Source organism: Klebsiella pneumoniae complex sp. WS1778, from assembly GCF_049472055.1.
Taxonomy (GTDB): Bacteria; Pseudomonadota; Gammaproteobacteria; order Enterobacterales; family Enterobacteriaceae; genus Klebsiella; species Klebsiella quasipneumoniae.
In genome coordinates this window covers 303,330-326,525 of record NZ_JBKGTJ010000005.1, presented here as the reverse complement: position 1 = coordinate 326,525, position 23,196 = coordinate 303,330, and the positions used below count along the sequence as shown (strand labels likewise).

The window sequence follows — 23,196 nt, the reverse complement described above, 5'->3', positions numbered from 1 at the left end:
AGAAGTGAAACGCCGTAGCGCCGATGGTAGTGTGGGGTCTCCCCATGTGAGAGTAGGGAACTGCCAGGCATCAAATAAAGCAGAAAGCTCAGTCGGAAGGCTGAGCTTTTTGTTTTTGCGTTTTAACAAGAACCCCGTCCCGAAAGGTGCGGGGTTTTTTGCTGTGTGGGGTATATCTCCCCGGTGGCGCTGCGCTTACCGGGGCTACACGATCCGTAGCCCGGACAAGGTGCGCAGCACCGTCTCCGGAGAGGCTCCTGTCTAAGGGTTAGCAGTTGCGACGTCAATCTTAGTCTGCTTCAGCCTGCTGCTCATGTATCAAATTCAATAACGGATACGGTTGCCCCAGATCGTCCGTTTCAGACCGCCCTGTCACCCTAAAACCCATTCTCTGATAAAACCCGACCGCTTGTTCATTCTGCTCATTTACGTTGGTCGTCAGCTTCGGCGTTAACGACAGCGCATGCTCAATCAGCAATCTCCCCACACCGCAGCCGCGGACATCTGGATCGACGAACAGCGCATCCATATGATCTCCGGTCAGTAGCATAAAGGCGATCGGCTGGTCCTCCGTGTTAACCGCCACCCACAGCGGAGCCTCCGGTAAAAATGCGCGTACCATCTCCTCCAGCTCCTTTCGATACGCTTTTGACAGAAAGTCGTGGGTGGCGTCGACCGACCGACACCAGATCGCAATCAGTTTATCCCCTTCATCAGGCCGGGAACGGCGGATGCTAATAACCATATTTTCTCCTTTTCTTCATTCTTATATTCTAACTCAATGCGCGCCGTGAAATTTTCTCACCGTGAACATGCAGACTCGACATTCACCCGATTCCTGGTTATCTTCAGCTATCTGGATGTCTAAACGTTTATACGTATGCTATGAGGTAATAGAGTTATGCCAATTCGGGTGCAGGACGAGCTACCAGCCGTCAATTTCTTGCGCAATGAAAACGTCTTTGTAATGACGACAACGCGTGCAACAACTCAGGAAATCCGCCCCCTGAAGGTGTTAATCCTCAACCTGATGCCGAAGAAAATCGAGACGGAGAATCAGTTCCTGCGTCTGCTGTCGAACTCTCCGCTGCAGGTGGACATCCAGTTATTACGTATCGATGCGCGTGAGTCACGTAATACGCCGGCGGAGCATCTGAATAATTTTTACTGCAATTTCGATGAGATCTGCGATCAGAACTTTGACGGCCTGATCGTCACCGGCGCTCCTTTAGGCCTGGTTGAATTTAATGATGTCGCTTACTGGCCGCAGATCAAACAGGTGCTGGAGTGGGCCAAGGATCACGTCACTTCGACGCTGTTCGTCTGTTGGGCGGTGCAGGCCGCGCTGAATATTCTGTACGGCATTCCCAAGCAAACCCGTGCCGAAAAGATTTCTGGCGTCTATGAACACCATATTCTACACCCACACGCCTTACTGACCCGCGGTTTCGACGACTCTTTCCTCGCCCCACACTCACGCTATGCTGACTTTCCGGCAGGGCTTATCCGTGACTATACCGATCTCGAGATCCTCGCGGAGACAGAAGAGGGCGATGCGTATCTGTTCGCCAGTAAAGATAAGCGTATCGCCTTCGTCACCGGCCACCCCGAGTACGATGCCAATACCCTGGCAAGTGAATATTTCCGCGATGTGGAAGCCGGTTTGAACCCTGAGGTTCCCCACAACTATTTTCCGCAAAACGACCCGCAGAACAAACCGCGCGCTACCTGGCGCAGCCACGGTAATCTGCTGTTCGCTAACTGGCTGAACTATTACGTCTACCAAATTACACCATACGATCTGCGGCATATGAATCCAACGCTGGAGTAATACTCCGCACGAAACGATCCTAAAGCGTTTCAGCACTTTGCCTCTGGCACCTTCGGGTGCCTTTTTTATTTCCGAAATTCACCTCACAGCTGATGATAACTTTAATTTCATTGTTATCAATATGTTAATGTCATTTTGAAATTAAAATGGAAATTGTTTTTGATTTTGAAAATTAATTGAGTAGTCTTAATTGTGCTGAGCGAAAACTGCACAACGATCTTTCGCTCGCTTCCAGCGGATCAACCAAGAGGAGCAGCACAATGACGCAGCAGGCGACAATCACCGATGAACTGGCCTTTAGTCAGCCCTATGGCGAGCAGGAGAAGCAGATCTTAACGCCTGAGGCGGTAGAATTTCTGACGGAACTGGTGAGCCGCTTTACGCCGGCGCGCAATAAACTGCTGGCCGCGCGTCTGCAGCAGCAGCAGGCTATTGACGATGGACAGCTGCCGGATTTTATTTCGGAAACTGCTTCCATTAGAAATAGCGACTGGACCATTCGTGGTATCCCGGCGGATTTACAGGATCGCCGCGTTGAAATTACCGGCCCCGTCGAGCGCAAGATGGTCATTAACGCGTTGAACGCTAACGTAAAAGTCTTTATGGCGGACTTTGAGGATTCGCTGGCGCCTGACTGGCGTAAAGTCATTGATGGTCAAATCAACCTACGCGATGCCGTGAACGGGACCATCAGCTACACCAATGAGGCTGGCAAAATCTATCAACTGCAGCCCAATCCCGCTGTGCTGGTATGCCGTGTGCGCGGTCTGCATCTGCCGGAAAAGCATGTGACCTGGCGTAATGAGGCCATCCCCGGCAGTCTTTTCGATTTTGCGCTCTATTTCTTTCATAACTACCAGGCGCTGCTGGCGAAAGGAAGTGGTCCCTACTTCTATCTGCCAAAAACCCAGGCCTGGCAAGAGGCGGCATGGTGGAACGATGTCTTCAGCTTTACTGAAGATCGCTTTGATTTGCCGCGCGGCACCATCAAGGCCACGCTGCTGATTGAAACACTGCCGGCGGTATTCCAGATGGATGAGATCCTGCATGCGCTTCGCGACCATATTGTCGGCCTGAACTGCGGCCGCTGGGACTATATCTTCAGCTATATCAAGACGCTGAAAAACCATCCGGACCGCGTACTGCCGGACCGCCAGGTGGTGACGATGGATAAACCCTTCCTTAGCGCCTACTCACGGTTGTTGATTAAGACCTGCCACAAACGCGGGGCGTTTGCGATGGGCGGGATGGCGGCCTTTATCCCGAGCAAAGATGTCGAGCGTAACCGTCAGGTGCTGAATAAAGTCACCGCCGACAAAGAGCTGGAGGCGAACAACGGTCACGATGGCACCTGGATCGCCCATCCTGGGCTGGCGGATACCGCCATGGCGGTGTTTAACCGCGTGCTCGGCGACAAGCCGAATCAGCTCTCGGTGACCCGTAGCGAGGACGCGCCCATTACCGCCGAACAGCTGCTGGCCCCCTGCGAGGGCGAGCGCACGGAAGCCGGGATGCGCGCCAACATTCGCGTGGCGGTGCAGTACATCGAAGCCTGGATCTCCGGCAACGGCTGCGTACCGATTTATGGCCTGATGGAAGACGCCGCGACAGCTGAGATCTCGCGCACCTCTATCTGGCAGTGGATCCATCATCAGAAAACCCTGAACGACGGCACGCCGGTCACAAAAGCGCTGTTCCGCCAGTGGCTGGCGGAAGAGCTGATGGTGATTCAGGAAGAGCTGGGAGAGCACCGCTTCAGCCATGGCCGCTTTGACGATGCGGCGCGGCTGATGGAGCAGATCACCACCTCTGATGAACTGATTGATTTTCTGACATTACCGGGCTACCGCCTGCTGGCCTAATCGCCAGATGGTGTGGTTCGCCATTTAGTCCTTCACCAATGCGCCTGGAGAGCCAGGAAATTATATGGAGCATCTGCACATGAAAACCCGTACCCAACAAATCGAAGAATTAAACAAAGAGTGGACGAACCCGCGCTGGGAAGGGATTACCCGCCCGTACAGCGCGGAAGAGGTGGTGAAATTACGCGGCTCGGTGAACCCGGAATGCACGCTGGCGCAGCTTGGCGCGGCGAAAATGTGGCGTCTGCTGCACGGTGAAGCAAAGAAAGGGTACATCAACAGCCTTGGCGCGCTGACCGGCGGCCAGGCCTTGCAGCAGGCGAAGGCCGGCATCGAAGCCATTTATCTCTCCGGCTGGCAGGTGGCGGCGGATGCTAACCTGGCGTCCAGCATGTACCCGGATCAATCGCTGTACCCGGCCAACTCGGTACCGGCGGTGGTGGATCGGATCAACAATACCTTCCGCCGCGCCGATCAGATCCAGTGGTCAGCCGGGATTGAGCCGAACGATCCGCGCTTTATCGACTATTTCCTGCCGATCGTGGCGGATGCGGAAGCCGGTTTTGGCGGCGTCCTTAATGCCTTCGAGCTGATGAAATCGATGATTGAAGCCGGTGCAGCGGCTGTTCACTTCGAAGATCAGCTGGCGTCGGTGAAGAAGTGCGGTCATATGGGCGGTAAAGTGCTGGTCCCGACCCAGGAAGCGATACAGAAACTGGTGGCGGCGCGTCTGGCGGCTGACGTGATGGGGGTCCCGACGCTGGTGATCGCCCGTACCGATGCTGACGCTGCCGATTTAATTACCTCAGACTGCGATCCGTACGATCGTGAGTTTATTACCGGGGATCGCACCAGCGAAGGGTTCTTCCGCACCCATGCCGGGATCGAGCAGGCGATCAGCCGCGGGCTGGCCTATGCGCCGTATGCGGACCTGGTGTGGTGTGAAACGTCGAAACCGGATCTTGAGCAGGCGCGTCGCTTTGCTGAAGCCATTCATGCGCGTTTCCCGGGCAAACTGCTGGCCTATAACTGCTCGCCGTCGTTTAACTGGAAGAAAAATCTCGATGATAAAACCATCGCCAGCTTCCAGCAGCAGCTGTCGGACATGGGATACAAGTACCAGTTTATTACCCTCGCCGGGATCCACAGCATGTGGTTCAACATGTTCGACCTCGCCCATGCTTACGCACAGGGTGAGGGGATGCGCCATTATGTTGAAAAAGTGCAGCAGCCGGAATTCGCCGCCGGGCCGGAAGGCTATACCTTCGTCTCGCATCAGCAGGAGGTGGGTACCGGCTACTTCGACAAGGTCACCACCATTATCCAGGGCGGCGCCTCGTCGGTGACGGCGCTGACCGGCTCGACCGAAGAAGATCAGTTTTGAGCCATGCCCGGTGGCACGACGCTAACCGGGCCAGTGAAGGGATCCAGGCCGGATAAGCGAGCGCGCCATTCGGCCTGACGTGGTGCCGGATGGGGGAGTTCGATGACGCGTGGTCTGGAATTACTGATTGCCCAAACGATATTGCAGGGATTTGACGCTCAGTATGGGCGTTTTCTCGAAGTGACTTCCGGCGCGCAGCAGCGCTTTGAACAGGCCGACTGGCATGCGGTGCAGCAGGCGATGAAACAGCGGATCCACCTCTATGACCACCATGTGGGTCTGGTGGTGGAGCAGCTGCGCTGCATCACGGAAGGAAAGAGCACGGATGCCGACTTTTTGCTGCGGGTGAAAGCCCACTACACCCGTTTGCTGCCGGATTACCCTCGTTTTGAAATTGCCGAGAGCTTTTTCAATTCGGTCTACTGCCGCCTGTTTGACCACCGCTCGCTGACCCCCGAGCGGCTCTTTATTTTCAGCTCGCAGCCCGAGCGTCCTTTTCGCACCCTTCCGCGACCGCTGGCGAAAGATTTTTTTGCCGATCGCGGCTGGCCGCACCTGCTGGGTAAAGTGCTGTCCGATCTGCCGCTGCGGCTGCCGTGGCAAAATAAAGCGCGGGATATCGGCTATATCATTGCCAGTCTGCAGGAGGCGCTGGGGGAGGAACTGCTCGCCACCTGTCATCTGCAAGTCGCCAATGAGTTGTTCTATCGCAATAAAGCCGCCTGGCTGGTGGGCAAACTGGTGATGCCGATGACCACGCTGCCCTTTTTGCTGCCGATCCATCGCAGCGACGAGGGCGAGTTGTTTGTCGATACCTGCCTGACCACCCATGCCGAAGCGAGCATCGTGTTTGGCTTCGCGCGTTCCTATTTTATGGTTTATGCGCCACTGCCCGGCGCCCTGGTGGAATGGCTGCGCGAGATCCTGCCGGGGAAAACCACGGCCGAGCTGTATATGGCGATTGGCTGCCAGAAGCACGCTAAAACCGAAAGCTATCGTGAATATCTGCACTACATCGCTCGCTGCGATGAGCAGTTTATTGAGGCGCCGGGCATTCGCGGGATGGTGATGCTGGTGTTTACCCTGCCGGGGTTTGACCGGGTGTTTAAGGTGATCAAAGACCGCTTCGCGCCGCAGAAAGAGATGACCGCCGCCCACGTGCGCGCCTGCTATCAGCTGGTAAAGGAGCATGACCGCGTCGGGCGGATGGCGGACACGCAGGAGTTTGAAAATTTCGTGCTGGAGAAACGACAAATCGCGCCGGCGCTGCTGGCGCTGCTGCAGGCGGAGGCGGGGAACAAACTGACCGACCTCGGCGACCGGATTGTCATCAGTCATCTGTATATTGAACGGCGAATGGTGCCGCTCAACCTGTGGCTGGAGCAGGTTAACGGCCAGGCGCTACGCGATGCGGTAGAAGAGTATGGGAATGCTATCCGCCAACTGGCCGCCGCCAACATCTTTCCCGGCGATATGCTGTTTAAAAACTTCGGCGTCACCCGCCACGGCCGGGTGGTGTTCTACGACTATGACGAAATCTGCTATATGACGGAAGTGAATTTTCGCCAGATCCCACCGCCGCGCTATCCCGAGGATGAGCTGGCCAGCGAGCCGTGGTACAGCGTCTCGCCGGGGGATGTGTTCCCGGAGGAGTTCCGCCACTGGCTGTGTGCCGACCCGCGCATTGGGCCGCTGTTTGAGGAGATGCATGCCGACCTGCTGCGCGCCGACTACTGGCGCGAACTGCAGACGCGGATTAAAAACGGCCATGTGGAAGATGTCTACGCCTACCGGCGCAAGCAGCGTTTTAGCGTACGCTATGGCGCTGACAGTAGGCCGGATAAGGCGTTTACGCCGCCATCCGGCAAGGTGCGCCGATCTGCCTGATGGCGCTACGCTTATCAGGCCTACTTAAAATGCCCCGGTGGGGCATTTTTTTTTATTTAACCCCGCCGTATGCCAGCGTGACCTCTTTCGCGGCCTTAATGACCAGCGCGCCCAGCTCGGTCACCCGGTCATCGGTCATGCGTGAGATGGGGCCGGAGATGGAGATTGCCGCGAACGGTTCGCGGTGTTCATCATAAATGCAGGCGGCGACGCAGCGCAGTCCGAGCGCGTGCTCCTCGTCATCGAACGAGTAGCCCCGCTTGCGGGTCTGCGCTAAATCTTCCTTCAGATGCAGCGGCGAGACCAGCGTGGCATGCGTATAGGCATGTAGCCCTTTACGGTGCAGGAGGCTGGTAACCTGCTCTTCGCTCAGCTGCGAGAGGAACGCCTTCCCGGCGCCGGAGGCGTGCATCGGCAGTTTTCCGCCGATCGGCGCCGACATCCGCATCAGCTGGGTGCACTGTACCTGGTCGATAATGATCGCCTGGTGGTCGCTCTGGTCAAGCACTGCCAGATTCACCGTTTCACCGGAATCTTCCATCAGCTGGCGCAGGATCGGGTGGACAATCGCCAGCAGATTGCGGCTTTGCAGAAAGCTGCTGCCGACCACGAAGGCATGCGCGCCGACGGCCCAGTGGCCCAGCTCGCCGACCTGGCGGACGAAACCCAGCTGCTGCATGGTGGTCAGCAGGCGGTGTGTGGTTGAGTTAGGCAGACCCGCCTGCTGCGCCAGCTCGGTCAGCGCGACGCTGCTGTGGGATTCGGCAATCCATTCGAGCAATTTCAGGCCGCGGGTCAGCGACTGAACCTGACCGCCAGCCTGCTGGGCGGTGGCAGCCGCGGGTTTTCTGCCGCGTTTCGCGGGAACGGGGGTAGTGGCCATCGCGGACTCCTTTTTCTGTATCGTGGAAATAATTTTCGTTTTATTTGGCGATAATGCAATCACTACCGGACTCATCGGAGGAGTGAAGCTGAACATGTCTCATATTGCCCGTTGTTGTCTTTTCCGCTCCGGTGGTTTATGCCAGTATGGTTTGTTGGCTATTTGGCCTGAGTTGAGCGTTGTCGGGAGCAAGTGTGAGCAGCAAAGTTGAGCAACTGCATCAGCAGTTAAAAGAACGTATTCTGGTTCTGGATGGGGGCATGGGCACCATGATCCAGGGCTATCGTCTGAGTGAGCAGGACTTTCGCGGTGAGCGCTTTGCTGACTGGCCGTGCGACCTGAAAGGCAACAACGACCTGCTGGTGCTCAGCAAGCCCGAGGTGATCCGCGAGATCCACGACGCCTACTTCGAGGCCGGCGCGGATATCATTGAGACCAACACCTTTAACTCGACAACCATCGCGATGGCGGATTACCAGATGGAATCCCTGTCGGCAGAGATCAACTTTGCGGCGGCGAAGCTGGCCCGCGCCAGCGCCGACGCCTGGACGGCCCGCACGCCGGAAAAACCGCGCTACGTCGCGGGCGTGCTTGGCCCAACTAACCGCACCGCCTCCATTTCGCCTGATGTGAACGATCCGGCGTTCCGTAATATTACCTTTGACCAGCTGGTGGCCGCCTATCGCGAGTCCACCCGGGCGCTGGTGGAAGGTGGCGTGGATCTGATCCTGATTGAAACGGTATTTGATACCCTGAATGCCAAAGCGGCCATCTATGCGGTAAAAGAGGAGATGGAGGCGCTGGGCGTTGACCTGCCGCTGATGATCTCCGGCACCATTACCGATGCCTCCGGCCGCACGCTTTCCGGGCAGACCACCGAAGCTTTCTATAACTCGCTGCGCCACGCCGAAGCCTTATCGTTTGGTCTGAACTGCGCCCTCGGGCCGGACGAACTGCGCCAGTACGTCCAGGAGCTGTCGCGCATCGCTGAATGCTACGTCACCGCGCACCCGAACGCCGGCCTGCCCAACGCCTTCGGCGAATACGATCTGGATGCCGATACCATGGCGGCGCAGATCCGCGAATGGGCGGAAGCCGGTTTCCTTAATATCGTCGGCGGCTGCTGCGGTACGACCCCGGAGCATATCGCCGCCATGAGCCGGGCGGTAGCGGGCCTGCCGCCGCGCCAGCTGCCGGAAATCGCGGTGGCCTGCCGCCTCGCCGGCCTTGAGCCGCTCAATATCGGCGATGACAGCCTGTTCGTTAACGTCGGCGAACGTACCAACGTTACCGGCTCGGCGAAATTTAAACGCTTAATCAAAGAAGAGAAGTACAGCGAAGCGCTGGACGTCGCGCGTCAGCAGGTGGAAAGCGGCGCGCAGATTATCGATATCAACATGGACGAGGGGATGCTCGACGCAGAAGCGGCGATGGTGCGCTTCCTCAACCTGATTGCCGGCGAGCCGGACATTGCCCGCGTGCCGATCATGATCGACTCCTCCAAGTGGGAAGTTATTGAGAAAGGCCTGAAATGCATTCAGGGCAAAGGCATCGTTAACTCGATTTCGATGAAAGAGGGCGTCGAACCCTTTATCCACCATGCGAAACAGGTTCGCCGCTACGGCGCTGCGGTAGTGGTGATGGCCTTTGACGAAGTGGGCCAGGCTGATACCCGCGAACGTAAAATTGAGATTTGCCGTCGCGCCTACAAAATCCTCACCGAAGAGGTCGGCTTCCCGCCAGAAGATATTATCTTTGACCCGAATATCTTTGCGGTGGCGACCGGTATCGAAGAACACAATAACTATGCCCAGGACTTTATCGGCGCCTGCGAAGACATCAAACGCGAGCTGCCGCATGCGCTGATCTCCGGCGGGGTCTCCAACGTCTCCTTCTCTTTCCGCGGCAATGACCCGGTGCGTGAGGCGATCCACGCCGTATTCCTCTACTATGCGATCCGCAACGGCATGGATATGGGGATCGTCAATGCCGGTCAGCTGGCCATCTATGATGACCTGCCGGGCGAGCTGCGCGACGCGGTGGAGGACGTGATCCTCAACCGCCGCGATGACAGCACCGAAAGATTGCTCGAACTGGCGGAAAAATATCGCGGCAGTAAAGTTGACGACGGCGCCAATGCCCAGCAGGCGGAGTGGCGCAGCTGGGAGGTGAAAAAACGCCTCGAATATTCGCTGGTGAAGGGCATTACCGAATTTATCGAACAGGACACCGAAGAAGCGCGTCAGCAGGCTGCCCGCCCGATTGAGGTGATCGAAGGGCCGCTGATGGACGGCATGAACGTGGTCGGCGATCTGTTCGGCGAAGGCAAAATGTTCCTGCCGCAGGTGGTGAAATCCGCTCGCGTCATGAAACAGGCGGTGGCCTACCTTGAGCCGTTTATCGAAGCCAGTAAAGAACAGGGCTCCAGTAACGGCAAAATGGTGATTGCCACGGTAAAAGGCGACGTTCATGACATCGGCAAAAACATCGTCGGCGTGGTGCTGCAGTGTAATAACTACGAAATCATCGATCTTGGCGTGATGGTCCCGGCGGATAAAATTCTCAAAACCGCCAAAGAGGTGAACGCGGATCTCATCGGCCTTTCCGGGCTGATCACCCCGTCGCTCGACGAGATGGTTAACGTGGCGAAAGAGATGGAGCGTCAGGGCTTTACCATCCCGCTGCTTATTGGCGGCGCAACCACCTCGAAAGCGCATACGGCGGTGAAAATCGAGCAGAACTACAGCGGCCCGACCGTTTACGTACAGAACGCCTCGCGCACCGTCGGGGTGGTGGCTGCGCTGCTCTCGGATACGCAGCGCGATGAGTTTGTCGCCCGCACGCGCAAAGAGTATGAAACCGTGCGTATCCAGCATGGACGTAAAAAACCGCGCACCCCGCCGGTGACCCTGGCGGCCGCACGGGAAAACGATCTGGCCTTTGACTGGGAGAGCTATACGCCGCCGGTGGCCCATCGCCTGGGGATTCAGGAGGTGGAAGCCAGTATCGAGACGCTACGCAATTACATCGACTGGACGCCGTTCTTTATGACCTGGTCGCTGGCGGGTAAATATCCGCGCATTCTGGAAGATGAAGTGGTAGGGGAAGAGGCGCAGCGCCTGTTCAAAGACGCTAACGAGCTGCTGGATAAACTGAGCGCAGAGAAAACCCTCAACCCGCGCGGCGTGGTGGGCCTGTTCCCGGCCAACCGGGTGGGCGACGATATTGAAATCTATCGCGATGAAACCCGCACCCACGTGCTGACGGTGAGCCATCACCTGCGCCAGCAGACGGAGAAGGTCGGCTTCGCCAACTACTGCCTCGCCGACTTTGTGGCGCCGAAGCTGAGCGGCAAAGCGGACTACATTGGCGCCTTCGCCGTCACCGGCGGCCTGGAAGAGGACGCGCTGGCGGAGGCCTATGAAGCGCAGCATGACGACTATAACAAGATCATGATCAAGGCCATCGCCGATCGTCTGGCGGAAGCCTTTGCCGAGTATCTGCACGAGAAAGTGCGCAAGGTCTACTGGGGGTATGCGGCCAATGAGAACCTCAGCAATGAGGAACTTATTCGCGAGAATTACCAGGGGATCCGTCCGGCGCCGGGGTATCCGGCCTGTCCGGAGCACACCGAAAAAGGCACCATCTGGCAGCTGCTGGACGTCGAAGCCCATACCGGTATGAAGCTCACCGAATCGTTCGCCATGTGGCCGGGCGCCTCGGTTTCCGGCTGGTATTTCAGCCATCCGGACAGCAAGTACTTCGCCGTGGCGCAGATCCAGCGCGACCAGGTCGAAGACTACGCGCTGCGTAAAGGGATGACCCCGGCGGAAGTCGAACGCTGGTTAGCGCCTAATCTGGGCTATGATGCCGACTAAATCGTCACCTTTCCTTACAACAAACAAGGCGCTCTGTGAGCGCCTTGTCTCTTTATTGAGGTTAACCCCTTATACTGAGATAGGTTCCAGAACGTCGGAACACCTATAACGATAAGGAGAAGCTGATTCCGTGTTAACTCTGCTACACCTGTTGTCCGCGGTCGCTCTGCTGGTGTGGGGCACGCATATCGTGCGTACCGGGGTGATGCGCGTCTATGGCGCTCGCCTACGTACCGTTCTCAGTAGCAGCGTAGAAAAAAAGCCGCTCGCCTTCTGCGCGGGTCTTGGCGTGACTGCGCTGGTACAAAGCAGCAATGCCACCACCATGCTGGTGACCTCGTTTGTCGCCCAGGATTTAGTGGGCCTCACGCCGGCGCTGGTGATGGTGCTGGGCGCCGACGTTGGGACGGCGCTGATGGCGAGGGTACTGACCTTCGACCTGTCGTGGCTGTCGCCGTTGTTGATTTTTATCGGGGTGATTTTCTTCCTCGGCCGCAAGCAGACCCGCGCCGGGCAGCTGGGGCGAGTAGGGATCGGCCTTGGGCTGATCCTGTTGGCCCTGGAGCTGATTGTGCAGGCCGTCCACCCCATTACCCAGGCCAACGGCGTGCAGGTGATTTTTGCCTCGCTGACCGGGGATATCATGCTGGATGCCTTGATTGGCGCTGTATTCGCGATCATTAGCTACTCCAGCCTGGCGGCGGTGCTGCTGACCGCGACGCTGACCGCGGCGGGAGCGATCTCTTTCCCGGTGGCGCTGTGCCTGGTGATTGGCGCCAACCTGGGATCGGGGCTGTTGGCGATGCTCAACAACAGCGCGGCGAACGCGGCGGCGCGCCGGGTGGCGCTGGGCAGCCTGCTGTTTAAGCTGGTGGGGAGCCTGATCATTCTGCCGTTCGTCCATCCGCTGGCCGCGGCGATGCACAAGCTGCCGTTGGCCGAGTCCGAGCTGGTTATCTACTTCCACGTTTTTTACAACCTGCTGCGCTGCATCGCGATGGTGCCTTTTGCCGGACCGATGGCGAAGCTGTGCCAGCGCATGATCCGCGATGAACCCGAGCTGGATAACCATCTCAAACCCAAGCATCTTGACCCGTCGGCGCTGGACACCCCGGCGCTGGCGCTAGCCAACGCCGCGCGCGAGACGCTGCGCATTGGCGACGCGATGGAGCAAATGCTGGAGAGCCTGCATAAGGTGATGCATGGCGAACCGCGTCAGGAGAAAGAACTGCGCCGCATGGCGGACGATATCAACGTCCTCTACACCGCCATTAAGCTCTATCTGGCGCGAATGCCAAAGGATGAGCTGGCGGAAGAAGAGTCCCGGCGCTGGGCGGAAATTATTGAGATGTCGTTAAACCTCGAGCAGGCCTCCGATATCGTCGAGCGGATGGGCAGCGAGATCGCCGATAAATCGCTGGCGGCGCGTCGCGCCTTCTCGGTGGAAGGGTTAAAGGAGCTGGACGCCCTGTACGATCTGCTGCTCAGCAATCTGCAGTTGGCGATGTCGGTCTTCTTCTCCAGCGATGTGCCGAGCGCCCGTCGCCTGCGGCGCAGCAAACACCGGTTCCGCATTCTTAACCGCCGCTACTCGCATGCGCACGTTGACCGCCTGCATCAGCAGAACGTGCAGAGTATCGAAACCAGTACGTTGCATCTGGCGCTGCTGGGGGATATGAAGCGCCTGAACAGCCTGTTCTGCTCGGTGGCTTACAGCGTGATGGAGCAACCGGATGAAGACGACGAACGGGATGACTACTGAGCCATTCCCCGGCGACGCTGTGCTAACCGGGGTTTTGCGTTTGGACGTCCCGTTGAGGCAGCCCGGATAAGGCGCAATGCGCCGCTATCCGGGAAACGTTAGCCACCCAGCCTCAGAAGCGGTGGCCCGCAGGCAGGGTTATCGCTTCTTCCCCCGCTTTGAACAACAGCGTCGGGTTCGGGCCACCGAGCGTCGCGTGACCATCGGTGACCTGGATCCAGTTTCCTTCCGGCAAACCAATCACCGTTAATTCCGGCGCCACGACCAGCAGTTCGCGGATACGCTGTTCGCGGGTTTCGCCCTGATGCCCGGTCGGCAACGCGTTGGTGAAGTGCGGGTTAATCTGTAGCGGGAACAGCCCCAGCGCATCAAATCCCTGCGGATCGACAATCGGCATATCGTTGGTGGTGCGAATGGTCGGGCAGGCGAGGTTTGAACCTGCGCTCCAGCCGATATACAGCGCCCCGCGTTTGACGACATCGACAATCGGCGCCAACAGACCGCGACTGCGGCACTCTTTCAACAGCTGGAAGGTGTTCCCGCCGCCGACGATCACCATCTCGGTGCTTTCAATGGCGGCGATAGGGTCGTCGACGCTGTGGATACCGGTTACGCTGACCGCCATGGGCGCCATAACCGCAGCCACTTTGGCCGTGTAATCATCCCAGGATTGCGTCACGCCAGCGAAGGGGATGAATACCGCCTTACGGCGCCCTTTGACCCGACCGGCAATCAGCGGCAGGGCGTGTTCCAGCCAGGCTTTTCCCGGCAGCGTGGAGTTACTGAGTAACAGCAGTTCCATCTTTTCTTCCTGTTTTAAAAATATTATTGAAGCAGAAATTCTAGCATCGCCCCCATACCGGCGCGCTGATATGGCGCATGATGTAGGTAAGCGGAATGCTGTTCACAAGCCCGACGAAGCTTCTGGATAATGAATCATACAATCCAGGTTTTTTCTCGCCCACAAGGTAGGGTATATTTCGCTTTTACAGGAGAATCTATGCTGCCCGACTCATCAACCCGATTAAACAAATACATCAGTGAAAGCGGCATCTGCTCGCGTCGCGAAGCGGACCGCTTTATTGAACAAGGCAACGTCTTTATCAATGGCAAGCGCGCCACGATTGGCGATCAGGTGAAGCCTGGCGACCTGGTCAAAGTTAACGGACGGTTGATTGAGCCGCGCGAAGCGGATGATCTGGTGCTGATTGCGCTGAATAAGCCGGTCGGCATTGTGAGCACCACAGAAGACGGCGAGCGCGACAACATTGTCGATTTCGTCAACCACAGCAAGCGTATCTTCCCTATCGGCCGTCTGGATAAAGACTCCCAGGGGCTGATTTTCCTCACCAATCATGGCGACCTGGTGAATAAGATCCTGCGTGCCGGCAACGACCATGAAAAAGAGTATCTGGTTACGGTCGATAAGCCGGTGACTGATGAGTTCATTCGCGGCATGGGCGCGGGGGTACCGATTCTCGGGACCGTGACCAAAAAATGTAAGGTAAAGAAAGAAGCGCCGTTCGTTTTCCGCATCACCCTTGTGCAGGGGTTAAACCGCCAGATCCGTCGCATGTGCGAGCACTTTGGCTATGAAGTGACGAAGCTTGAGCGTACGCGGATTATGAACGTCAGCCTGACGGGGATCCCGTTGGGTGAGTGGCGCGATCTGACCGATGACGAGCTGATCGACCTGTTCAAGCTGATTGAAAACTCCTCTTCCGAAGCGAAGCCGAAGGCCAAAGCGGCGATCCCCGGGATCAAGCGCCCGGTGGTGAAGATGGAAAATAGCAACGATAAAGGCCGCCCGGCTGGCAACGGCAAACGTTTCACCCAGCCGGGACGTAAAAAGAAAGGGCGCTAACGCCTGCCGCGGGTCGGTGTATTCGCCGACCAGGAAAAGGTTGCTTCCTTATCCGTCTTATAAGCCTGCTGTTTTTTCACCTGGCGGGCTTTCTTCGCTTCCGCTTCGCGCTGCGCCATCAGCTTATCGATATATTCCTTTTTCACGCTGTTCGTTTCCGCATTGCTCAGCGGGCGGCCGTGCGCAATGCGCGCGCGGTCAAGCAGCGTTTTCAATTCGCGCTGTTCGCGCTCGGTCATCTCTTTTTGTGTAATTCGGGGGAGTGCCATGGTGGTGCCCTCAGTCAGACCAGAGCACCCAGTGTACGGTAATGAATATTTTACTGATAGCCTGTATGGCAACTAAAGCACGCACACGCCCGGGCCTGCGCCCGGACGTGTCACGCTCAGCGCTTGCTGGCTTTTTTGGCGATGGGCTTCCCTGACCAGTATCCGGCCAGCAGCGAACCGGACAGGTTATGCCAGACGGAGAACAGGGCTCCCGGCAGCGCCGCCAGCGGGCCGAAGTAAATTTTACCCAGCGCGGCCGCCAGGCCGGAGTTCTGCATCCCTACCTCGATCGCCAGCGTACGGCAGGTGGATTCATCAAAACCAAACAGACGTCCGCCCCAGTAGCCGCCGAGCAGGCCAATGGTGTTATGCAGGATCACCGCGATAATCACCACCAGGCCAACGGACGCGATATGGGCCGCGGAACCCGCCACCACCGCGCTGATGATCGCCAGAATGCACACCATCGAGAAAGCGGGGAGGAACGGTTCCACCGCTTTCACCACCTTCGGCAGCAGATGATGGACAATCAGCCCCAGGGCGATGGGAATGACCACAATCTGCAGAATGCTCAGCAACATCCCCATGACGTCGACCTGAATGTGCGCGTCGACGTACAGACGGGTCAGCAGCGGCGTCGCGATGACGCCGACCAGGGTGGAGACCGAGGAGATAGTCACCGACAGCGCCACGTCCCCTTTGGCCAGAAAGATCATCACGTTGGAGGCCGTCCCGCTGGCGACGCTGCCCACCAGCACCATCCCGGCGGAGAGCTCCGGCGGCATATGAAACAGCAGCGCCAGCAGCCAGGCGGCGAGCGGCATCACCAGATAGTGCAGAAATATCCCTGCAGCGACCGGCGCCGGACGCGACAGGACGCGTTTGAAATCCGCCAGCTTTAGATGTACCCCCATACCGAACATAATCAGCATCAGCAGGGTGGTAACCCACGGGCCGATCGGGGTGAAAGTGGTAGGGGTGTAATAGGCCAGAACGGAGAGCAGCAGTGCCCATAACGGGAACAGCCGCGTCAGAGTTGCGAGCATGTTGTGTTCCTTGCGATACGCAAACCGGCCGCGCCGAACCGGTAGGGCGGCGAGCTGGTCAGCTGGTTGTGTTGATGTTGTTATAAAAAAGCCGGGTTCGAGCCCGGCTATAGGTATTGTTTATCGTGCTAAGGAATTTTATTCAAACAAATTATGATGCAACGTCTGCACCACCTTCTCCGCATCGGCGCCAGGGACCAGGAAGCAGAGGTTGTGGCTGGATGCGCCATAGCAGATCATGCGGATGTTAAACGGATCAAGGACGCCAAACACCTCTTTGCCGACGCCGCAGGCTTTCGACAGCTCGTTGCCGATCAGGGCAACCAGCGCCAGGTCTTCTTCCACTTCCACGCGACACAGCGAGGAGAGCTCGGTCAGCAGCGCCTGGGTCAGCAGGGTATCGCCCGCAGAGGTTGAGCCAGTGGTGTCCATGGTCAGGGCCACGCTCACTTCGGAGGTGGTGATCAAATCGACGGAGATGTTATGGCGCGCCAGAATACCGAACACTTCGGCGAGGAAGCCGCGGGAGTGCAGCATATTCAGGCTGTGCAGCGTCAGCAGCGTCTGGCGGCGGCGCAGCGCCAGCGCGCGGAACAGCGGCGGGTTCTCGGTGGTTTTACACACCAGCGTACCGCCCGCTTTCGGTTCTTTACTGGAGCCGACAAATACCGGGATATCGCTGCGCACGGCAGGCAGCAGGGTCGCCGGGTGCAGCACTTTGGCGCCAAAGGTGGCCATTTCCGCCGCCTCTTCAAAGGCGATGACGTCGATGCGTTTCGCCGCTGGCGCGACGCGCGGGTCGGTCGTATAGATCCCGGGCACATCGGTCCAGATATCGACGCGGGTGGCATTCAGCGCTTCGCCGAGCAGAGCGGCGGTATAATCGCTGCCGCCGCGGCCGAGGGTGGTGGTGCGGCCCTTCGCTTCGCTGCCGATAAAGCCCTGCGTCACCACCAGGCCTTCCGCGAGACGCGGCGTCAGCTGCTGCTGGGTCAGTTCGGCGACAGCGGCGATATCCGGTTCGGCGCGGCCAAAGCGATCGTTAGTGCGCAGCACTTTACGGGCGTCAAACCACTGCGCCTGAATTCCGCGTTCACGCAGAATCTCCACAAACAGCAGGGTGGACATCAGTTCGCCATGGCTGACCAGTTCGTCAGTCAGCGCGCTAGAGGAGGCGAGCGCGGCGGCTTCCGCCAGCGTGGTGATATTTTCCAGCAGGCGCTCAATCTCTTCGCGGATCACGTTGGGATAGCGCAAACGCTCCAGAATATTGAACTGGATCTGGCGCAGAGCGTCCAACTGGGAAAAACGTTCGGTGGGTTCCAGCCCTTCCGCTAAGGCCACCAGAATGTTGGTCACGCCGGCAGAGGCGGAGAGCACAACAATACGGGTATTGGCATCAAGCAGCGCCACATCAATGCTGCGGTTCATCGCGTCAAAATCAGCAACGCTGGTGCCGCCAAATTTGGCGACGACTAAATCTGTCATAACAACCTCGTGTCAGGGGGCCTGACTTATTAAAACGATTCCTGAACACCGATCCTGGCAGGGGCTGGATGCCGCCGGATCGCAACAAAATGTCTTAATAAGCCAGGCCAAATTATTCAGCCATGGCACAAGGGAAGAGCGATAAACAGGGTGGCGCAGAATGATAAACAACTACGATGTCACCCAGAAGTGCTCCACCTTGTAGACCCGACTCACCGCTCTGGGCGCTGAAGTGTTCGGGTATGAAACGCCCGACTGCGAACGTTTCTGGTGACAACCCAGGGGATTCAGCCCCTGTGGCCGGTGAGGAGCGTAACCAGACGCTCTTTCACCTCGGCGTTGCTCCCCCTCACGTATTTTCGCCGGACTGGTTCCTCCAATACGGTTACCTGGGCAACGCACCTCTTCTGGCAATTACCGACGTCTTTCACCTGGCCGGGGGAATAAGGACATTATATCCCCCGCGAATACCCTTTCGCTGTAGCGTGAAATGCGCGAGCAATAGATACTTACAATACGTAAGCACTGCGGATATATAAAGGCTTAACGCCAGCTATGTCAACGCTGCGGTTATGCGGATTTTTCATGCCCCTGCGGCTAACAGAAAAAAGCCTTATGATAGCTATACTAATGGGGCTTTTTACTCCGTTTTGACCCGATTCCTGACCGGCGTCAGGGACAAGTCACAAAAATCATCACAATTTTCCGTCACCGGCGCTACAATCGACCGAAGTCACAATCTCAAATCAGAAGAGTATTGCTAATGAAAAACATCAACCCAACGCAGACCTCTGCCTGGCAGGCATTACAGAAACACTTCGACGAAATGAAAGATGTCACTATCAGCGAGCTGTTCGCCAAAGATAGCGACCGTTTTTCTAAGTTTTCCGCGACGTTTGACGATCTGATGCTGGTGGACTTCTCCAAAAACCGCATCACCGAAGAGACGCTGGCTAAACTGCAGGATCTGGCGAAAGAGACCGACCTGGCGGGCGCCATCAAGTCGATGTTCTCCGGTGAAAAGATCAACCGCACCGAAGATCGCGCGGTACTCCACGTCGCGCTGCGCAACCGCAGCAACACGCCGATTGTGGTTGATGGCAAAGATGTGATGCCGGAAGTGAACGCTGTGCTGGAGAAGATGAAAACCTTCTCTGAAGCGATTATCTCCGGTAGCTGGAAAGGCTACACCGGCAAACCGATCACCGACGTGGTCAACATTGGTATTGGCGGTTCCGATCTCGGTCCGTTCATGGTCACCGAAGCGCTGCGCCCGTATAAAAACCACCTCAACATGCACTTTGTCTCCAACGTCGATGGCACCCACATTGCCGAAGTGCTGAAGAGCGTCAACCCGGAAACCACCCTGTTCCTGGTCGCGTCCAAAACCTTCACCACTCAGGAGACCATGACCAACGCCCACAGCGCGCGCGACTGGTTCCTGGCGACCGCGGGCGACGACAAGCATGTGGCTAAACACTTCGCGGCGCTCTCCACCAACGCGAAAGCGGTTGGCGAGTTCGGCATCGACACCGCCAACATGTTCGAATTCTGGGACTGGGTTGGCGGCCGTTACTCCCTGTGGTCGGCGATTGGCCTGTCCATCATTCTCTCCGTGGGCTTCGACAACTTCGTTGAGCTGCTGTCCGGCGCGCATGCGATGGATAAACACTTCTCCACCACCCCGGCGGAGAAAAACCTGCCGGTACTGCTGGCGCTGATCGGTATCTGGTACAACAACTTCTTCGGGGCAGAAACCGAAGCGATTCTGCCGTACGACCAGTACATGCACCGTTTTGCCGCCTACTTCCAGCAGGGCAACATGGAGTCCAATGGTAAGTATGTTGACCGTAATGGCCACGCCGTGGACTACCAGACGGGTCCGATCATCTGGGGCGAGCCGGGCACCAACGGTCAGCACGCGTTCTACCAGCTGATCCATCAGGGCACCAAAATGGTACCGTGCGATTTCATCGCCCCGGCTATCACCCACAACCCGCTCTCCGATCATCATCCGAAGCTGCTGTCCAACTTCTTCGCCCAGACCGAGGCCCTGGCCTTCGGTAAATCCCGTGAGGTGGTGGAGCAGGAATATCGCGATCAGGGTAAAGATCCGGCGACCCTGGAGCACGTGGTGCCGTTCAAAGTGTTCGAAGGCAACCGCCCGACTAACTCCATCCTGCTGCGTGAGATCACCCCGTTCAGCCTCGGGGCGCTGATTGCTCTGTACGAGCACAAAATCTTCACCCAGGGCGCGATCCTCAACATCTTCACTTTCGACCAGTGGGGCGTTGAGCTGGGCAAACAGCTGGCTAACCGCATCCTGCCGGAGCTGAAAGACGGCAGCGAAGTCAGCAGCCACGACAGCTCCACTAACGGTCTGATTAACCGTTATAAAGCCTGGCGCGCATAACGCTTGCGCAGCTAAGACGGAATGCCGACCTTATGGTCGGCATTTTTTTTACAGCCGTCGCAGCAGGCGGGCTGGATTCCCCGCCCACACGCCTTTCTCGGTGATGGACTTCGTCACCACGCTGCCCGCGCCAATCACCACGCCGTCGCAGATACTGACGGCCAGAATCGTGGCGCCGCTACCGATCGACACGTCATCGCCAATCTCAATCCGCCCCCAACTGGCGCGGTCGGCGTTTGGTTTGCCGTCGCGAAACAGATCGTTGGCGAACATCACCCCGTGACCGATAAAACAGCGCCGACCAATGGTGACGTACTCGCAGATAAAGGTATGAGACTGGATTTTACTCTCCGCGCCGATGCGGGTATTCCCCTGGATCTCAACGAACGGCCCGACGAAGACGTTATCGCCCAGCGTGCAGTCATACAGGTTGGCGGGCTGGTAAATAACGACATTTTCACCACAAACGACGTTACGTACGCCGGTGTCACGAAGCTCAGGCATAGTTCCTCTCATAGCGGTTTGGCCAGAATATGTAAGGTGCTTTGCTGGCTGGCGGAATGAAAAGTTGCGTCTCTGATGTGCTGCATCCCCTGGCGTTCGTAAAAACGGCGCGCGGCGGGATTCGCGGCGAGTACTTCCAGCCACAGCCAGCTTTCACCGGCCGTTTTTGCTCGCGTCTCGACGGCGTGAAAAATCTGCTCGCCGTAGCGGTGGCCAGTCTCCCCCGGCATCATGTAGAGCTTATGCAGCAGCGTACCCGTCGTGCCGTCGTCAGCCATTCGCTGTTGATAGCTATATTTAGCGAAACCAACGGGGGAAGCGGCTTCGGCGATGAGCCAATGATGGTTGGCATCGGTCAGACTCCGATGTAGCGCATCTTCGGCATATTCTTGCTTAAGAAATAACGCCAATTCATCGGCATTGCGCCAGAGATGGGCGAAGTGGTGCTGGTAACTGGCATAACCCATCGCGCTCAGTTGTGGCGCGTCGTCGGGTAATGCCTTTCGGATAGTCAACATGCTGCGTTCCTCGGGTCATTCAGTGGCTATAGTGCCTGTAATATGAACAACGTGGAACGACAAAAATCGGTGGGGAAGGGGCTGGAGGTTCTTCCTCCAGCCGGGGGGTTAACGGGCGAAAGCGATCGCTTCGATTTCGACGCCAGCGTCTTTCGGTAACCTGGCCACTTCCACGCAGGAGCGCACCGGAAAGGCCGCCTGATGTTCGGTAAAGAAGGCCTCGTAGGCGGCATTGATGGCGGCAAAATCCGCCAGGTCTTTCACAAACACCGTGGTTTTGACGATCTGACCAACGCTGAGGCCGGCGGCTTCGACGATGGCTTTCACGTTCTCCAGCGACTGGCGCGTCTGTTCGGCAATGTCGTCGGGCATGGTGCCGTCCTGCGGATTAATGGGCAGCTGGCCGGAGGTGATGGTCATCGCGCCGAGATTGACGCCCTGAACGTACGGACCAATCGCGGCGGGCGCGTCAGCGGTAGTAATAATCATGGGGTTACCCTTCAAACAGTTACAGAAAATAATTCAACAGCACCAGTGAGCCGACGCCGCTGACCACCACCCACACCAGACCCAAACGGAAGCTGGCGAGCGTACAGATAATAGCGGCGATCACCTTCGGGTTTTTTAAGTCGAACTCCATGCTGGAATTCACGCTCAGGATCTGAATGGTGATGATGGCCGGCAGGACGGTGACCGGCACGAAGCGCAATGTTTTGGTCACCCGCTCAGACATCTGGATCTTGCCGGCCAGGCCGATAAACGAGAAACGAATAAGAAAAGTGACCGCGGCCATGCCCAGCGTCAGGGCGATAAAGTAGCTATTACTCATTTTCCAGCGTCTCCACTAACGGCATATCGGATTCGGTTGTTGCCCTCTGCTTGCGCTCTTCCGCCAGGTCGACGCACAGGCCGGCGAGGACGCCGAGCACGGAGGCGACGACGATACCCAGCGAGTAGGGCAGGACCACTAACAGCACGCCGGAAACGGCGGCCACTACCGCGGCGACGGTGCAGGCCTGGCTTTTAATTTGCGGCACCACGATGGCGATAAAGGCGGCGACCATGGCGAAATCGAGACCGTATTTTTCAATGTGGGGAAACGAGGCGCCGACCAGCGCGCCAAGAAAATCGGCCAGCACCCAAATCGCCCAGAAGGTGATCATCGCCGAGCCATAAAACAGATATTTTTCCTTTTTATTTCCTTCCATCTCTTTAACGGTGGTGGCATACACCTCGTCGGTGAGCGCATAGGACATAAAGCATTTTTTAAAGAATGAGGCTTCGCGCACGGTACCGGAAATAGAGGCGCTATACAGCACGTGGCGAAGATTAATAATTAATGTGGTGAAAATAATCACGCCGAGAGTGGCGCCGGTTTTTAACATATTCAGTGCCAGCATCTGCGCCGAGCCGGCAATCACAATCGCCGACCACGCGGTACTTTGCCAGACGCTCATTCCGGCGCTGACGCTTAACGCGCCAACAATGAACGAGAAAGGAAAGTCCCCGATGCACAGGGGCATAATGGCGCTGGCGCCGCGTAATATGACTTTTTTATTCATCGTAAAATACCTGTTGGTGCAGGCAATAAATCATTATTGCGTAGG

The 23,196-nt window shown here is 57.4% G+C and carries 19 protein-coding genes and 1 riboswitch; of the genes, 8 read left to right on the top strand and 11 right to left on the bottom strand.

The window, feature by feature from the left end:
- Positions 1 to 289 precede the first annotated feature (289 nt).
- The gene (locus tag ACLEXF_RS21480; RefSeq protein ID WP_004206832.1) at positions 290 to 745 is read right to left on the bottom strand and encodes an acetyltransferase; all 456 of its coding nucleotides are present in this window, start codon (positions 743 to 745) and stop codon (positions 290 to 292) included.
- Between the two features lie 156 nt (positions 746 to 901).
- Between ACLEXF_RS21480 and metA the strand changes: the two genes are divergently transcribed.
- From metA to aceK, 4 genes are all read left to right on the top strand, one after another.
- Positions 902 to 1,831 carry a homoserine O-acetyltransferase MetA gene (gene metA / locus ACLEXF_RS21475; RefSeq protein WP_004206830.1) on the top strand — a complete coding sequence of 310 codons (930 nt, stop codon included), beginning with the start codon at positions 902 to 904 and terminating at the stop codon, positions 1,829 to 1,831.
- A 260-nt stretch (positions 1,832 to 2,091) separates the two neighbouring features.
- Positions 2,092 to 3,693 carry a malate synthase A gene (gene aceB / locus ACLEXF_RS21470; RefSeq protein ID WP_032456808.1) on the top strand — a complete coding sequence of 534 codons (1,602 nt, stop codon included), beginning with the start codon at positions 2,092 to 2,094 and terminating at the stop codon, positions 3,691 to 3,693.
- A gap of 79 nt (positions 3,694 to 3,772) precedes the next feature.
- Positions 3,773 to 5,077, top strand: coding sequence for an isocitrate lyase (gene aceA / locus ACLEXF_RS21465; protein WP_004206828.1), 1,305 nt, complete (start codon positions 3,773 to 3,775; stop codon positions 5,075 to 5,077).
- Between the two features lie 102 nt (positions 5,078 to 5,179).
- The gene (aceK, locus tag ACLEXF_RS21460; RefSeq protein WP_004206827.1) at positions 5,180 to 6,964 is read left to right on the top strand and encodes a bifunctional isocitrate dehydrogenase kinase/phosphatase; all 1,785 of its coding nucleotides are present in this window, start codon (positions 5,180 to 5,182) and stop codon (positions 6,962 to 6,964) included.
- A gap of 52 nt (positions 6,965 to 7,016) precedes the next feature.
- On the opposite strand, the gene iclR is transcribed toward aceK, so the two are convergent.
- The gene (gene iclR, locus ACLEXF_RS21455) at positions 7,017 to 7,847 is read right to left on the bottom strand and encodes a glyoxylate bypass operon transcriptional repressor IclR (protein ID WP_004206826.1); all 831 of its coding nucleotides are present in this window, start codon (positions 7,845 to 7,847) and stop codon (positions 7,017 to 7,019) included.
- 194 nt (positions 7,848 to 8,041) lie between these two features.
- Between iclR and metH the strand changes: the two genes are divergently transcribed.
- Entirely contained in the window at positions 8,042 to 11,725 is a 3,684-nt protein-coding gene (gene metH / locus ACLEXF_RS21450; RefSeq protein ID WP_407259969.1) for a methionine synthase, read from the top strand.
- A 130-nt stretch (positions 11,726 to 11,855) separates the two neighbouring features.
- A complete protein-coding gene (locus tag ACLEXF_RS21445) occupies positions 11,856 to 13,487 on the top strand; it encodes a Na/Pi cotransporter family protein (RefSeq protein ID WP_004206824.1) in 1,632 nt (543 codons plus the stop codon).
- A 112-nt stretch (positions 13,488 to 13,599) separates the two neighbouring features.
- Here ACLEXF_RS21445 and pepE read toward each other — a convergent pair whose 3' ends face one another.
- Positions 13,600 to 14,289 carry a dipeptidase PepE gene (pepE, locus tag ACLEXF_RS21440; protein ID WP_065697393.1) on the bottom strand — a complete coding sequence of 230 codons (690 nt, stop codon included), beginning with the start codon at positions 14,287 to 14,289 and terminating at the stop codon, positions 13,600 to 13,602.
- A gap of 198 nt (positions 14,290 to 14,487) precedes the next feature.
- Between pepE and rluF the strand changes: the two genes are divergently transcribed.
- Positions 14,488 to 15,351, top strand: a complete 864-nt coding sequence (gene rluF, locus ACLEXF_RS21435) for a 23S rRNA pseudouridine(2604) synthase RluF (protein ID WP_407259968.1) — start codon at positions 14,488 to 14,490, stop codon at positions 15,349 to 15,351.
- Here the strand turns inward: rluF and ACLEXF_RS21430 are convergent.
- From ACLEXF_RS21430 to lysC, 3 genes are all read right to left on the bottom strand, one after another.
- Positions 15,348 to 15,620, bottom strand: coding sequence for a DUF3811 domain-containing protein (locus ACLEXF_RS21430; RefSeq protein WP_004177859.1), 273 nt, complete (start codon positions 15,618 to 15,620; stop codon positions 15,348 to 15,350). The two genes, rluF and ACLEXF_RS21430, sit on opposite strands and share 4 nt — an antisense overlap.
- A gap of 116 nt (positions 15,621 to 15,736) precedes the next feature.
- Complete coding sequence (panS, locus tag ACLEXF_RS21425; protein ID WP_017900130.1) at positions 15,737 to 16,666, bottom strand: ketopantoate/pantoate/pantothenate transporter PanS; 930 nt, start codon at positions 16,664 to 16,666, stop codon at positions 15,737 to 15,739.
- A gap of 138 nt (positions 16,667 to 16,804) precedes the next feature.
- Complete coding sequence (gene lysC, locus ACLEXF_RS21420) at positions 16,805 to 18,154, bottom strand: lysine-sensitive aspartokinase 3 (RefSeq protein WP_017900129.1); 1,350 nt, start codon at positions 18,152 to 18,154, stop codon at positions 16,805 to 16,807.
- A gap of 179 nt (positions 18,155 to 18,333) precedes the next feature.
- A riboswitch (Lysine riboswitch) is annotated at positions 18,334 to 18,569 on the bottom strand.
- 348 nt (positions 18,570 to 18,917) lie between these two features.
- Here lysC and pgi point away from each other — a divergent pair.
- The gene (gene pgi, locus ACLEXF_RS21415) at positions 18,918 to 20,567 is read left to right on the top strand and encodes a glucose-6-phosphate isomerase (RefSeq protein WP_004206271.1); all 1,650 of its coding nucleotides are present in this window, start codon (positions 18,918 to 18,920) and stop codon (positions 20,565 to 20,567) included.
- 48 nt (positions 20,568 to 20,615) lie between these two features.
- Here the strand turns inward: pgi and ACLEXF_RS21410 are convergent, their stop codons facing one another.
- From ACLEXF_RS21410 to ACLEXF_RS21390, 5 genes are all read right to left on the bottom strand, one after another.
- On the bottom strand, positions 20,616 to 21,071 hold the full coding sequence (locus ACLEXF_RS21410) for an acyltransferase (RefSeq protein WP_032456809.1): 456 nt from the start codon (positions 21,069 to 21,071) through the stop codon (positions 20,616 to 20,618).
- A gap of 8 nt (positions 21,072 to 21,079) precedes the next feature.
- On the bottom strand, positions 21,080 to 21,589 hold the full coding sequence (locus tag ACLEXF_RS21405; RefSeq protein WP_080936246.1) for a GNAT family N-acetyltransferase: 510 nt from the start codon (positions 21,587 to 21,589) through the stop codon (positions 21,080 to 21,082).
- A gap of 108 nt (positions 21,590 to 21,697) precedes the next feature.
- A complete protein-coding gene (locus ACLEXF_RS21400; protein WP_407259967.1) occupies positions 21,698 to 22,078 on the bottom strand; it encodes a Rid family detoxifying hydrolase in 381 nt (126 codons plus the stop codon).
- 19 nt (positions 22,079 to 22,097) lie between these two features.
- Positions 22,098 to 22,418, bottom strand: coding sequence for an AzlD domain-containing protein (locus tag ACLEXF_RS21395; protein ID WP_004206276.1), 321 nt, complete (start codon positions 22,416 to 22,418; stop codon positions 22,098 to 22,100).
- Positions 22,411 to 23,151: an AzlC family ABC transporter permease gene (locus ACLEXF_RS21390; protein ID WP_423265811.1), complete on the bottom strand. Its 741-nt coding sequence runs from the start codon at positions 23,149 to 23,151 to the stop codon at positions 22,411 to 22,413. The genes ACLEXF_RS21395 and ACLEXF_RS21390 overlap by 8 nt, the downstream gene beginning before the upstream one ends.
- Positions 23,152 to 23,196: the final 45 nt, after the last annotated feature.

Excerpts from the sequence above, each read along its gene's own strand:
- ACLEXF_RS21480 (WP_004206832.1), bottom strand. The coding sequence starts at position 745 with ATGGTTATTAGCATCCGCCGTTCCCGGCCTGATGAAGGGGATAAACTG.
- metA (WP_004206830.1), top strand. The coding sequence starts at position 902 with ATGCCAATTCGGGTGCAGGACGAGCTACCAGCCGTCAATTTCTTGCGC.
- aceB (WP_032456808.1), top strand. The coding sequence starts at position 2,092 with ATGACGCAGCAGGCGACAATCACCGATGAACTGGCCTTTAGTCAGCCC.
- aceA (WP_004206828.1), top strand. The coding sequence starts at position 3,773 with ATGAAAACCCGTACCCAACAAATCGAAGAATTAAACAAAGAGTGGACG.
- aceK (WP_004206827.1), top strand. The coding sequence starts at position 5,180 with ATGACGCGTGGTCTGGAATTACTGATTGCCCAAACGATATTGCAGGGA.
- iclR (WP_004206826.1), bottom strand. The coding sequence starts at position 7,847 with ATGGCCACTACCCCCGTTCCCGCGAAACGCGGCAGAAAACCCGCGGCT.
- pepE (WP_065697393.1), bottom strand. The coding sequence starts at position 14,289 with ATGGAACTGCTGTTACTCAGTAACTCCACGCTGCCGGGAAAAGCCTGG.
- rluF (WP_407259968.1), top strand. The coding sequence starts at position 14,488 with ATGCTGCCCGACTCATCAACCCGATTAAACAAATACATCAGTGAAAGC.
- ACLEXF_RS21430 (WP_004177859.1), bottom strand. The coding sequence starts at position 15,620 with ATGGCACTCCCCCGAATTACACAAAAAGAGATGACCGAGCGCGAACAG.
- panS (WP_017900130.1), bottom strand. The coding sequence starts at position 16,666 with ATGCTCGCAACTCTGACGCGGCTGTTCCCGTTATGGGCACTGCTGCTC.
- lysC (WP_017900129.1), bottom strand. The coding sequence starts at position 18,154 with ATGACAGATTTAGTCGTCGCCAAATTTGGCGGCACCAGCGTTGCTGAT.
- pgi (WP_004206271.1), top strand. The coding sequence starts at position 18,918 with ATGAAAAACATCAACCCAACGCAGACCTCTGCCTGGCAGGCATTACAG.
- ACLEXF_RS21410 (WP_032456809.1), bottom strand. The coding sequence starts at position 21,071 with ATGCCTGAGCTTCGTGACACCGGCGTACGTAACGTCGTTTGTGGTGAA.
- ACLEXF_RS21405 (WP_080936246.1), bottom strand. The coding sequence starts at position 21,589 with ATGTTGACTATCCGAAAGGCATTACCCGACGACGCGCCACAACTGAGC.
- ACLEXF_RS21400 (WP_407259967.1), bottom strand. The coding sequence starts at position 22,078 with ATGATTATTACTACCGCTGACGCGCCCGCCGCGATTGGTCCGTACGTT.
- ACLEXF_RS21395 (WP_004206276.1), bottom strand. The coding sequence starts at position 22,418 with ATGAGTAATAGCTACTTTATCGCCCTGACGCTGGGCATGGCCGCGGTC.
- ACLEXF_RS21390 (WP_423265811.1), bottom strand. The coding sequence starts at position 23,151 with ATGAATAAAAAAGTCATATTACGCGGCGCCAGCGCCATTATGCCCCTG.